This is a genomic window from Pedobacter ginsengiterrae, from assembly GCF_039537385.1.
GTDB classification, from domain to species: Bacteria; Bacteroidota; Bacteroidia; order Sphingobacteriales; family Sphingobacteriaceae; genus Pedobacter; species Pedobacter ginsengiterrae.
Genome location: NZ_BAABAK010000004.1, coordinates 26827 through 40257, shown reverse-complemented (window position 1 = coordinate 40257; position 13431 = coordinate 26827). Strand labels below are relative to the sequence as shown.

The 13431-nt window shown below is 35.4% G+C and carries 7 protein-coding genes; 1 reads left to right on the top strand and 6 read right to left on the bottom strand.

Annotated elements, in window-relative coordinates; genetic code table 11:
- A complete protein-coding gene (locus tag ABD692_RS04920; RefSeq protein ID WP_344765463.1) occupies positions 1-4050 on the top strand; it encodes a two-component regulator propeller domain-containing protein in 4050 nt (1349 codons plus the stop codon).
- A 57-nt stretch (positions 4051-4107) separates the two neighbouring features.
- On the opposite strand, the gene ABD692_RS04915 is transcribed toward ABD692_RS04920, so the two are convergent.
- From ABD692_RS04915 to ABD692_RS04890, 6 genes are all read right to left on the bottom strand, one after another.
- On the bottom strand, positions 4108-5337 hold the full coding sequence (locus tag ABD692_RS04915) for an alkaline phosphatase family protein (RefSeq protein ID WP_344765461.1): 1230 nt from the start codon (positions 5335-5337) through the stop codon (positions 4108-4110).
- A 65-nt stretch (positions 5338-5402) separates the two neighbouring features.
- A complete protein-coding gene (locus ABD692_RS04910; protein ID WP_344765459.1) occupies positions 5403-6860 on the bottom strand; it encodes a SusD/RagB family nutrient-binding outer membrane lipoprotein in 1458 nt (485 codons plus the stop codon).
- 11 nt (positions 6861-6871) lie between these two features.
- Complete coding sequence (locus tag ABD692_RS04905; protein ID WP_344765457.1) at positions 6872-10297, bottom strand: SusC/RagA family TonB-linked outer membrane protein; 3426 nt, start codon at positions 10295-10297, stop codon at positions 6872-6874.
- 131 nt (positions 10298-10428) lie between these two features.
- The gene (locus ABD692_RS04900) at positions 10429-11424 is read right to left on the bottom strand and encodes a FecR family protein (RefSeq protein WP_316762442.1); all 996 of its coding nucleotides are present in this window, start codon (positions 11422-11424) and stop codon (positions 10429-10431) included.
- A gap of 103 nt (positions 11425-11527) precedes the next feature.
- Entirely contained in the window at positions 11528-12094 is a 567-nt protein-coding gene (locus ABD692_RS04895; protein WP_316762444.1) for an RNA polymerase sigma factor, read from the bottom strand.
- 100 nt (positions 12095-12194) lie between these two features.
- Positions 12195-13274, bottom strand: coding sequence for a calcium:cation antiporter (locus ABD692_RS04890; protein ID WP_316762447.1), 1080 nt, complete (start codon positions 13272-13274; stop codon positions 12195-12197).
- Between the last annotated feature and the right edge of the window lie 157 nt (positions 13275-13431).

Sequence of the window (13431 nt, the reverse complement as noted above, 5' to 3'; positions counted from 1 at the left end):
ATGCGATTTCATATAACCCTAGTATTCTTATTCTGTCTTTGTATTACGCGTGCCCAAAAACCTGTTGCCTTTAAATACCTTAATGTAGAAAATGGTTTATCCCAGAGTTCAGTCCTCGCAATAGCGCAAGATTCTAAAGGTTTTATCTGGTTCGGAACGCGTTTTGGCTTGAATAAATACGACTCCAGAAATTTCAAAATTTATAAAAAAGAAACTAATGAGGAAAAAAGCCTGAGCCACTCGGAGTATATTTCTTCAATTACACACTCTAAAGACGGCACTTTATGGATTGGAACGCCTTATGGACTGAACAAATACAACGAATCAGCAGATAATTTCGATCATTTTATTTATCAGGAAAATAATCAAAGCAGCATAAGTAACTCAAAAATAAACTGCATTTACGAGGATAGTAAGAACCGTTTGTGGGTGGGCACCGCGAATGGATTAAATCTTCTGAAATCTAAAAAAAATTCACTTTTCACGAGGTTTCTTAACGACAAAAACCATCCGCAGCAAATTTACGCGATTACTGAAGATAACACAGGAACAATCTGGTTAAGTGCAACGGATGGCTTAATGAACATAACATTTGAAAAAGGAAAAGCTAAGTTTAAATATTTTAAATCTTTCAGCGATCAGATTAATAAAGCGATCGATAACCATATAACCAGCATTATCCAAGATTGGGAGAATAATTTGTGGATTGGAACAAAACAAACTGGCTTAAATAAGCTTGATCTCAAAACTGGAAACATCGTTACTTACTCCTACAACAGCCTTAATTCTGCTGGTATCAGCAGTAATAACATTAGAAAAATTATTGTAGATAAAACAGGCAAGCTTTGGATTGGCACTTTACATGGTATTAATATTTACGATCCAGCGACCAGGATTTTCAGTAATATACAGAATGAGCCTGGTAATAGTTCCAGCTTAAGCCAGAATTCTGTGTACGACATTTTTCAGGATAAACAAGGGATTATCTGGGTTGGAACCTATTATGGCGGTGTTAATCTGGTTTATCCAAACTACACACCATTTAAGGTGTACAGTAGCTCGAAAGCAGGTTTAAATAGTAATGTAGTAAGTTCTATAACAGAAGATAATAAACACAATTTATGGATTGGTACCGAAGGTGAAGGGCTTAATTATTTAAACAGGCAAACCAATACCTTCACTCATTATATATATAGTCCCAATAACCCGAATAGTTTAAGTTCAAACCTTGTTAAATCAATTATAAAGGATAAAAAGGGCAGAATATGGATTGGTACACATCTCGGTGGTTTAAATCTTTTTAATCCTGAAAACAATACTTTTACCCGATTTACCAGCAAGAGAAATGATACATCATCAATAAGTAATGATGAAATAACCTCAATTTTCGAAGATAGCCAGGGCCGATTTTGGGTAGGCACAAATAACGGCCTAAATAGCTTTAATACCGAAACGGGAAAGTTTATTAGAAACAGGCTAAATGGTCGACACGATGCTGTCTTTTTTATCTATGAAGATTCAATGCAAACCATTTGGGTAGCTACAAATTCTGGCTTACATCAACTTAAAAACAAATCCAGTAAATTTATTTCACGAAGGGCAGATCATCCAGCTGTACTTCCTTACGGTAATATAAGCTGTATCACCGAAGATCAGAAAGGTTTCTTTTGGCTCGGCACCTTTAGAAACGGCTTGTTCAAGCTGGATACAAAAAAACATATTTATACTCAAATTAAAGCAGTTGATGGTTTACCAAGTAACAATATTGTAGGCGTTTTAGAGGATGAAGACAATAATTTATGGATCAGTACAGATAATGGTCTTTGTAAGTACAACCAGCAAAAAAAAACATTTGATATTTATAACATCAAAGATGGTTTGCCAGGAAATGAATTTAATTATAAATCATTATTTAAAGATAGTTATGGGGAATATTTCTTCGGCAGCCTAAATGGCTTGATTAGTTTTTTCCCGAAGGCGGTAAAGCAAAACAAAGAAGTACCAATAGCCGTTTTTACTGATTTAAAATTGTTTAACAGATCTATTAAATTAAATGATGATGATGGTTTGCTTAAAACAAATATCAGCGATACGCAATCCATCACTTTTAAATCTGATCAAAATGTTTTCTCGGTTGATTTTACGGTATTAAATTTTATAAAACCCAATAAAAACCTTTATGCTTATAAACTAACTGGCTTCGAAAAAAACTGGAATTACGTAAATACGCCTTCGGCAAGTTATACCAACTTATCACCAGGTAATTATACATTATTAGTTAAAGGGAGTAATAACGATGGCGTTTGGACTTCAAAGCCAGCCCAACTTAAGATTGAAGTTTTGCCGCCATTTTACCAAACCTGGTGGGCATATTTAATTTATTTACTTTTTATTGCGGCCATACTTTTTGTACTGGTTAGGTATTTATTAATAAGAGCAGTTTTATCAAAAGAAAAAGAAATTAATGAGCATAAATTGGAATTCTTCACCAATATCTCTCACGAAATCAGAACTCCTTTAACACTAATTATTGGCCCGTTAGAAAAGCTAATCGACAGCGCTGTAGATAACCCAGAATTAAGCAGAGATTTGCAGCCTATAAAGAATAATGCAGATCGGCTAATGAATCTTATTACCGAATTATTGGATTTTAGAAAGGCTGAAAGTGGAAAAATGACTTTACAGGTTAGCCCCGGAAATATTGTTAAATTTTGCAAGGAAATCTTTCTCGCTTTTCAAAACTGGGCCATAACAAATCAAATAGACTATAATTTTTCGGCAGATGATGAAGAAATAGTGCTTTATTTCGATAAAATTCAATTAGAAAAGGTGTTGTTTAATTTATTGTCGAATGCTTTTAAGTTTACACAAAAAAACGGCGAGATTAATTTAAAAATTAAACAGGATACCGATAATGTTTATTTAGAAATTAGCGATAATGGCAAAGGAATCCCTCTGGATAAACAGGGAAACTTATTTGAAAATTTCTATCAGGCTAATCCAAGTACAAATATTGGAACTGGTTTAGGCTTATCACTATCAAAGAGTATAACAGAGTTACATCACGGCGAAATTAAAATTGAAAGCGAAACCGAAACAGCTGTAAAACACGGTCGTACTTGTTTTAATATTAAACTAAGAAAAGGTGTAAAACACTTTAAACAGTCAGAATTAATGTCTGATTATGTTTATTATGATGATGCTAAAAATTACGCTGTAAATATTAGTCCTATTATTTCCAAAGATTTATCAATCCATTCTTCAGATCCTGTAGTTTCGGAAACGCAAAAGAAATACAGTGTTTTATTAGTTGAGGATAATATTGATGTTCGGAACTTTATTAAAAATGCCCTAAATAAAAGCTATAATATTTACGAAAGTGAAGACGGACAACAAGGTTTAGCGGCTGCTTTAGAGTTAATTCCTGATTTGATTTTGAGTGATGTAATGATGCCAAATATGGACGGGCTTGAGCTGTGCAGAAGATTAAAAACAGACGAAAGAACAAGCCATATACCTGTTATGCTTTTAACTGCCCGTTCGGCTTATGTACATCAATTAAATGGCTTCGAAAATGGCGCCGATGCCTATATTATGAAGCCCTTCAATTTAAAAATTTTAGAATTAAATATTCATAATCTGTTAATTACCAGAGAAACAATCAGGCAAAAATTTGGGCAGGTTGTAATGCTCGAACCTAAAAATATGATTATCAATAAAACAGAGCAAAACTTTGTAGAAAAGATCATTAACATTATTGAAAATCAGATTGCCAATCCGAATTTCGACGTACCTGCCTTAGCTTTTGAAATCGGGATGAGCCAACCAATTCTATATAAAAAAATAAGGGCGCTAACCGATTTATCGGTAAACGACTTTATAAAATTTATAAGGTTAAAAAGAGCCGCACAGCTATTAGAGCAAAATGCTGGAAACATTTCTGAAATTGCCTATGCTGTTGGCTTTAACGACAGAAAATACTTTAGCCTCGAGTTTAAGAAGCAGTTTGGAAAAACCCCAAGTGAGTTTTTGCAGAAACCGATCGTATAGATACCTCTTAATTCTACTTTTAAGAAACTAAGAGGCATCTATTCCTTTTACTTGAAACTATTTTAGAACAATCCAGCGGTTTATCATGTTATTTTTAGCTTCCAAAACAACCTTATAAAATTTAGAAGGATACTTTTCTATGTTAACAAAAGCATGTTTATCCGTAACTGGAACCTCAGCCAAAAGCTGATAATCATCTTTACCTCCTCTTTTAAAATTATTGGTTGGCGTTACCCAAACTTTAACGGTTCCAGTGTTTGATAAAGCTTTCCAACTTACATCTATATTCCCCTGAATATAATTAACACTTGCATCGGCAATTGATACCTCTCCAATCAACGGTGTGCCATCAACTTCCATTTGATTTGCTTTTGGAATTTCTACATTCATATATCTGGCAATTGAAGGCATAATATCTACAATAGCGGGATTATAATATTTTGCATAGCTGTTTAGCTGAGGATAGTTCGAAACCATCCAAGTACTACGCTGTCTTTGCGACTGTCCTCCGTGATTTCGGCCAGTCTTTTCATCACGACCGTGGTCGGTTGTTACGACCAAAAGCCAATCTTCGTTGTTGTTCTTTTTACGATATTCAATTGCATCGTAGATTTTACCAAGTTGCACATCAAACTTTTTTATTGCTGCTGTAAACTGTGGGCTATCTCCATACATATGCCCCATATCATCGGTATATTCCAGATAAATCCACGAAAGGTCTGGCGCATCTTTTTTTATTGTTATGCTGGCCTCATTAATTACCTGCTCATCTATTTTGTTCATAAAATCACGAGCTTTATCATGTTTAAATTTAGCCGTATCAAGTTCGTAACCATCAAAATACTGGTCTAATTTTAAATTTCCCGCAGCAGGTAAATTATGTCCAAGTAACTTTGTTCTATTATCTATCCAGCTAGAAAATATGGCTGTTTTTTTATTCGGATATTGAGTTTTAAAAAACCTATATATATTTTGATAATTATAGTTTGGGTCTTTAATATCGTTATCAGGAATATTATGTTTATTAAACCAAACGCCTGTTAAAAGGCTATTATAACCTACAGCAGATATTGTTGGTGTTTGACTGTAGCCATCTTTTTCTCCGCCAACATACATTCGCGTATAACTACCTGCCTTAATTATGCGCTTAATATTCGGTAATTCAAGTCGCTCAATTAAATCGGCAGGAATACCATCAGCGATGATAAAAACTGTTTTTTTTGTTTTCTGTGCAAGGCTATTCATAGAGATCGCCATTAGCAACAAGACTAATATTTTTTTGCTCATTTTATTTGTAATTGAATATTGATCAGATTATACAAAAAAGCACCGCCATTCGGCGGTGCTTTTTATTAAGGTTTTATTAACCACATTACGCCATTGATGTTATCACCTTCGGGGAATTGTCTTGAAATTGCGCCACTTACATTTTGCTGATTCAATCTCAATTCCGTTTCCGGATACATCCAACGTTTTGGAATACGTTTTTCATTTAATACACCTGCGCCTGTTGTATCAAAAACGGGGAAACCAGTTCTACGTTGTTCAAAGAACGGCTGCCAGCTGCTATTCATAAACGAAGCAATATACTTTTGGGTAATAATATTTGCCAAAGGATTTGCCGAACCTGCCAGCTGAACCGCAGGTTGCGCTAAATAGGTATTTATTGCATTATCAGTTAGGTTATAAAACTGCATTGAAGCTTTAACACCTTTTTGGTAGTAATCACTTGCGCTACCCGCAATCCAACCTCTTTGTACACCTTCTGCAAGAATAAACTGTACCTCTGCATAGCCAAGCGCAATGCTAGCTTCGTTTGTTGGGTTATTATAAAAGCGTGGATTAATTTTTGAAATCTCTCCTGCAACGGCACGGGCATTGTTTTCATTAACAGGAGCACTACCTTTAGCACCACCATAGGCATTAAAATCTGTTGCAGATAATGCTGTAGATTTAGGTGTTTTATCCGCAAAGCTGAACAAGCGTGTATCATTTAAAGATTTTAACAGATTTACAAAAGTCTCTTCCATATAGTTAGTCGTTTGCATATCATTACTATTAAAATATGGATAACGATTTCCCTGAAGGTCGTAAAACTTAAGTTGCGCATTATCGGTATTGGCTGTTAGAATTGGATATTCAGTCGGATTATTCACGATTTCGGCGAAACGCTTTTTGATTTCAAATCTGGTATCATTTTCTTTGATAGATAAACTCATCAAAACCCTTAACGATAAAGAATTTATCGTTCTCTTCCATTGCTGCATGTTACCATTGAAAACAATATCACCTTGCAAACTTGGCGTAGTCGCCGTAATCATTCCATTTGCAGCTTTTAGGTCGTTTAGGATATTTAAATAAATATCTTCCTGTTTATCATAAGCAGGACTTGAAACATTTTCGTCGCCTTTTAGAGCCTGACTATATGGAATATCTCCAAACATCTGCGTAAGCTGCAAGAAATACCATGCTCTAAAAAACTTTGCAAGGGGTAAATATTCAGGTTTGCTTAAGTTAGCAGCTGCCTGCTCCATTTTAAGCACCTGACGTAAATTATTGTAATCGTTATAACTTCCGCGAGTCCAGCCATAATACTGATTTAAGTTAACGGCATCTGTAAATACCATTTGACGTGAAGCAAATGCCACAGTAATATCGGTTGATTGAAAAGCACTTTGCTCAATCGAATTTAAAAGTAAATCGGGTGTAGCTACAGTAGATTTATTCGGGTCTGTTTGAAATTCGCTGAATTTCTTACATCCTGTTTGTGTTAATGCTGCGAGTAAAAGGATATATAATGTCTTTTTCATATACATTCAGATTAAAATTTCAGGTTTACATTAAAACCAAATGAACGGGTTGAAGGAGTTTGCAGATTATCCACTGCCGGATCTGGATCTACGTTTGGCATTTTAGAGAATAACAAAAGGTTTCGGCCAACTACAGAGAAATCCAGCCCTTTAATGAAAGATTTACCCAATAATTTTGTTGGCACTTGCCATCCAAAAGTTACCTCTCTTAATTTTAAAAACGTTTGCGAGAAATAGTTGTAGTTATTGTAGGCACCGTTACTGGTGTTTGTCATATAATCGATGTAGTTAACTGCCTTTGTATTCGGTGCAAAAACACGGGTATCTGTTAAAATATCGCCATTTGCGTTATAGGTTGCAGCTCCACTTGTTACAATAACACCATCGCCAACAAATGTTGATTTACCAGCATTGGCATCCACACGATATTGATTAAGCGTACCAGGATTGGTTCCGCCCCACCACATTTTCTGGTTGGTTGTAGAATACATCATACCACCCAAACGTCCATCTACCAGGAATTTTAAAGTAAAGCTTTTGTAATTGAACGTATTTTCAATCCCATAAGTCCAATCTGGCGATTGGTAGCCAATAAACCTCGAAAATGTATCATTTAATGGGAAACCGTTACTTCCATAGATAATTTGACCTTGATTATTCGTTTGATATACCGTGGTATAAATTTTATCTGTTCTATCGCCTACCCGAAGGAAGTTTAAGGTTTCAGCTCCACCGTAAATCTCTTTTAAATATCTGCGATATTTACTCAGGTTAACAGCCATATTCCATTGAAAACTGCTACTTTTTAACACTGTTCCAGAAACTACAAACTCAAGTCCCTTACGTTGATAAACATTTCCGTTAGCTAACTGGCTGGTGTAACCACTACCAACAGATATTGGTATAGAAACGATATTATTAAAATCTCTTGTTTGATAATAAGTTGCTTCAACATTTAATCTGTTTTTGAAAAACTTGGTATCCAAACCAATCTCCCAGCTATCGGATGTTTGTGGTGTAAGGTTACCACTTAACAAGGCTCCACCAAAAGTTAATGAAGGTGTACTGTTCCAAATTGTTCCCTTATCAAATGAAGGTAAATAGCCATAAGTATAATCGTTATCATTTAGCGTAGCACTCGAAACTCTCGACCACGAAGCCCGTGCTTTTAAATACGTAAACCAGTTTGGCAATTTAGTTAACTGTGAAACCACTACTGATGAACTTACCGATGGGTAGAAGAAACTATTGTTTGCAGTTGGCAAGGTTGAAATTATATCATTCCTCCCTGTACCCGTTAGGTAAATTGCGTTTAAAAATTCAAGATCCAAAACAGCATAAACACTGCTTGTTCTTCTTTCTTCAATAAAGTTAGTACCCTGAATAGGACTTGCAGAGTTACTAAGATTATAAAAACCTGGAATCGTTAATCCATCCGTATTGGTAGAACCGTATTTGTTATTTCTATAATAATTAGCCGCACCAACCTGAGCATGTAATTTAAATTTATCAGTAAAAGTATGGTTATAATCGCCGATTAAGTCCGTTACCAAATCAATATAATTACCAGTCGCAACGGTGAATTGTCCTCTCGATTTATTGCCGTAACCAATATAACTTTTTGGCTCTTTATAAGTACGGTTTAAACCATAAGAATTTACACCATTTCTGAATTGAACACTAAATGCAGGGCTAATCTTATAGTTCATGTTTAAAGACCCAAAAGTGTTGTCTTTATCATATCCACGCAGATATTCGTAAGCCTGGAAAAACGGGTTGTTATAATAAGATAGATTATAATTGCGCTGCTGGATACCTTCTTTACCAGGAACCCAATAGTTTCTTAAATCCTCTACGCTTACATCTGGCCCAGTCCACAGCACTAGATTATAAAGATAATTTGTTGGTCCGTAACCCGTTTCAGGGAAATTTTTAGTGAACTGACGGTTATAGTTTAACCTTGCATCAATAGTAAATGCATCAGATAATTTATAATTACCAGAGACATTAAACGAGCTATTGTTTAAATCAGTATTTGGAACTATTCCTTTTTGATAGATGTGTGATGCTGAAGCCCTAAAAGCCCCCTTTTCATTACTTTGCGTAATACTGATATTATTACTTGAAATTAATCCCGTTTGGAAGAAATCTTTTACATTGTTTTTCCCTCTCGAGATAAATGGTAAAGGAATTAATTTTCCAGTAACCGGATCAACAGGACTATTAAATTGTGGCGTTTCGAAAAAACCGCTTGGAGTTGTTGGATCTGGCTGATCTAACTTTGGTCCCCAAATCCATCCAGAACCTTCTGGTCCACCACCAGAACCATCTGTATAGGTGTATTTTCCCTTAAATCCTGCGCCATATTCTGTTTGAACTTCTGGAATTCGGATAAAACTTGGTTGAATTTGAGTAGAACTATTTACATCGACACTTAAATCCTTCCCTTTTCCACGTTTAGTGGTAATCATAATCGCACCGTTTTGCCCAATAGAGCCATACAATGCTGATGCATTTGCACCTTTTAATACGGTTACTGTTTCAATATCATCGGCATTAACGCGATAAAGATCTGCCGATTGATCTGGAATACCATCTATAACAAGAAGTGGTTTTCTACCCCTCAATGTTATGGTTGGATTTTGAAAAAGATCAGTTGAATTTGCAATATTTAAACCAGCCACCCGACCAGTAAGCGAGTTTATAATATTTGGTTCTCTAGCTTTAACCAGGTTTTCGCCCATCACTTCCTGTACAACGTAACCTAATTTTGCACGTTCTTTTTTGATACCTAAAGCTGTAACAACAACCTCCGACAATCCTTGAGCGTCTTCTTTTAGTTCAACCTGATAAGCGTTGGCATTATCTATGGTTATTTCTTTTACGATGTAACCGATACTGCTAAAAACCAAAACATCGCCGTTATCGGCTTTGATGGAGAAATCTCCTTCCTGATTCGTTACCGTACCTGTTTTAGTACCTTTTATTAAAACGGATATACCAGGCAAACCTAATTTCTTATCATCAGTTACATGACCTTTAATTATTCTAGCATTTTTTTCTACGATAATCTTTTCTAAAGGTTTTAAAATAATTTTATTGCTCACTTTGGTATAAGTGAAAGGTACAGTTGCAGCAATTTTTTTCAGTACAAGCTCCAGGTTACTATTGCCTTCATTTAAACTGATTTGTTTTTGAAGAAAACCATTCCTATCCACGCAAACGAAACTAAAATTCGTTTGTTTATGGATAATATCGAACACTTGCTCGAGCGATTTATTAGTTGTTTTAATGGAGCATTTTACCTCTGCAAGGCTTTGCTCGCCATTCAATTTCGGAATGGAAAAGGCGTTGTTAAAAATGGTAAGGAATAGGCAGGCTATCCACAAACCTCTTTTCAAGGAAATTAAAGATGAGTTGTAAATCTTTTTTTGCATAAATTAGCTAATTCGTTAGTTAAATTTTTCAATGTTTATTTGGCGATTAACCGGCATCTAGTCCATGCCGGTTTCTTTTTTTAGCTTATGCCTGGCACAAGCCAATTCGTTACACTTTCACTACTAGTTCATTATTTAGCGCTTAAGTAAATTTTATTTCCATTTTTACTATAAATTAAATTCCCTGTAGAGCAAATAATCTCAAGAACATCATCAAGTTTATCATTATTAAATTGTGCGTAAAGCCTTGTATCAGCAGTAGCCTGATCGGCAAAAACAAGTTTTACGCCGTACATATTTTCGATTTTAACCGCGGCATCACTTAATTTATCATTACTAAAAACAAGCGTTTTAGTCATCCAGCCGAGTACACTAACACTATCTAATTTTCGTTGAAATACCTGCAAGTTATTGCGGTTAACAGAGAGTTCTTCGCCAGGTTTAAGCGTGTAAGCGCCATCTTGATCGTCGTTAAGATTTACCTCTACTTTGCCTTCTAAAAGTGAAACCGTTGTAAAAACCTGATTTTTGGATGCATTGACATTGAAGTGTGTTCCTAAAACTTTCACACTTAAATCGTTCGTATTAACCACAAATGGTTTGTGTGGATTTTTGCTCACTTCGAAATAAGCTTCTCCATCCAGTTGGATGCTGCGTTCGTTTTCTTCAAACTTAACAGGATAACGCAAAATGCTTTTTGAACCGAGTGAAATTTTTGTACCATCGCTTAACGTAATGGTTTTCATTTCGCCCACTTTTGTTGCCAAACTATTCATAACATTTATGCTTTTCTTAGGCGATTGAGCAAGAAAAATGATGGCAAATGATAGTGAACCGATTAGAACTAAGCTGGCAGCAATCCTACTCCATTTCAATGGAAACAGTTTCTTAGTTTTAATTTGCTGATCTGTTCCTTGCCGGATTCTATTTTTTAGCTTTGATAATGCATTAGCACTTTCTGAAACGTTAGGTTTTTCTACGCTGAGCCACGCCTGTTTTATTTCTTCAAATGTTTGTTCGTTATCGGCCGATGAAGTCATCCAATCAGCCAACATTTCATTTTCGGTTGTATTAGTCTGTTTTTGCAGGTATCTGGTAATCAATAAATATATTTCGCGTTCTTCCAAAATGTTCTGATGAATTTAAAGGGAAGACGAGTTGCAACGTAAGCTTCCTTACAAGGCTCATTCGAATTAACAGAAAGATAACATGCTTAATAATGCCTTAACACTAAAACGGAGAATTGTAATGGCGGAAATTTTCCTTAAGAAACTTAATAGCTCTGTACATATGTGTTTTCACAGAGTGAATTGAAATGTTTAGCATCTCAGCAATTTCAGTGTAAGAAAGATAATCGTTTCTGTTCATCCTGAATACCAGTTCGGTTCTTTCTGGCAACAAACTTATCATTTGGTTGATATCCAGATCCAATTCTTTATACATCAGTAAATGATCTGGCGCCAAGTAATCATCCATAGGCTTTTCTTCGACCAGATTTAATGGTGCGTAAGTAGTTAAATGCCTTCTGCGAAAATGATCATTTACTTTATTTTTTACAGAAATATACAGGAAAGCGTTCAGTGCAGTATGGATTGTGCCATTTTTTCGCTGCTGCCAAAGTTTTAAAAAAATTTCCTGAACCACATCTTCAGCCTCATCGCCGGAACTATTCAGCAAAGATTTACAAAACCGAATTAAACCTGGATAATATTTGGCAAACAAGTGATCGAACGCTTTTTCATTATCGTTCTCTAATTGAGCCAAAAGCTTTAAATCTTCGGTCTGGTTAATGTCCATAGTTACCGACAAAGTTAGCCCCCCATTGTTAACTGACTGTTAAAAAAGGGTTAGCTTAAGGCAAGAAATAAAATCAAGATAAAGCTATTGAATCAATAACTTAAGGCACAATAGTATAAAATAGATAGGAGGCAAATATTACGAGCAATACAATCCCTTGCTGCACATTCGTTTTTCCTGTTGCCAGTGTAAAAACAAGTGTAATCATCGAAAGTAAAAGGAGTACAGTAGATCTTGCATCAACACCCAATACTAAAGGCATATTCATAAAAATAGAAACAATAGCTACAGCTGGAATGGTTAAACCAATACTGGCTAATGCAGAACCCAGTGCAAGATTAAGACTGGTTTGTAAACGATTCATTTTAACTGCACGATAAGCTGCAAGGCCTTCGGGCAAAAGTACAATGGCCGCAATTATTACACCTACTAAAGATTTTGGAGCACCTACACTGATTACAATGTTTTCTAAATCGTAAGACAGGTATTTAGCCATTAACACCACTAAAACCAGGCTAAGCAATAAAAAAATTAAGCTAACGGTTGCCGTTTTTCTATTTGGCTCTGGTGCATGATCATCTTCTGATTTCGAATCTTTTGGCAGAAAATAATCGCGATGACGGTGGGTTTGCACAAAAATAAAACCACCATAAAGAACTAATGATATTACCGAAACAAAGATAAGCTGGTTGGTATTGTACTCGCCTATTGGGCCACTAATGGTGAAGTTTGGTAATATTAGCGTGAGCACGACAATAGCCATAAGCGTTATTAAAGCCGCATTTACGCCTTGCAACTGGTAAACTTGTTCCTTAAATTTTATGCCTCCCTTTAAAAGGCAAATACCAACAATTGCCGTAATAATAATCATCACAGCGGCAAAAACAGTATCTCTTGCCAACTCCTTTACGGCATCTCCTCCGCTAAGCATCAAAGAAACAATAAGCGCAACCTCAATAGTTGTTATGGCTATCGCTAGTATTATTGTTCCGAAAGGTTCGCCAACTTTATGGGCTATAACTTCTGCATGATGAACCGAAGCCAAAACACTACCAATTAACATAAAGGCCAAAACAACTTTTATAAAAACACCTAAATCCAGGTTAGTTAACAGGTATACAACAATCCCCAAAACAGGAATTAACATGGTCCAAATGGGTAAAGTAATCTTATTGGTCATAAGCTATAAGTTTCAGTCTTAACACAAAAAGTGTGTTAAGGTTTTTACTAATCTTGAAAGATAAAGTCGGTAAAATATGTAATGTAAACAAATTGATTTAGCGATTTATAGAATTTGCAGCATATCGCAAACTTTATTTTAATTATAAGCGATCAAA

What these genes read in the sequence shown, in the direction of transcription:
- ABD692_RS04920 (WP_344765463.1), top strand. Translation starts at nt 1, where the DNA reads ATGCGATTTCATATAACCCTAGTATTCTTATTCTGTCTTTGTATTACG.
- ABD692_RS04915 (WP_344765461.1), bottom strand. Translation starts at nt 5,337, where the DNA reads ATGAGCAAAAAAATATTAGTCTTGTTGCTAATGGCGATCTCTATGAAT.
- ABD692_RS04910 (WP_344765459.1), bottom strand. Translation starts at nt 6,860, where the DNA reads ATGAAAAAGACATTATATATCCTTTTACTCGCAGCATTAACACAAACA.
- ABD692_RS04905 (WP_344765457.1), bottom strand. Translation starts at nt 10,297, where the DNA reads ATGCAAAAAAAGATTTACAACTCATCTTTAATTTCCTTGAAAAGAGGT.
- ABD692_RS04895 (WP_316762444.1), bottom strand. Translation starts at nt 12,094, where the DNA reads ATGGACATTAACCAGACCGAAGATTTAAAGCTTTTGGCTCAATTAGAG.
- ABD692_RS04890 (WP_316762447.1), bottom strand. Translation starts at nt 13,274, where the DNA reads ATGACCAATAAGATTACTTTACCCATTTGGACCATGTTAATTCCTGTT.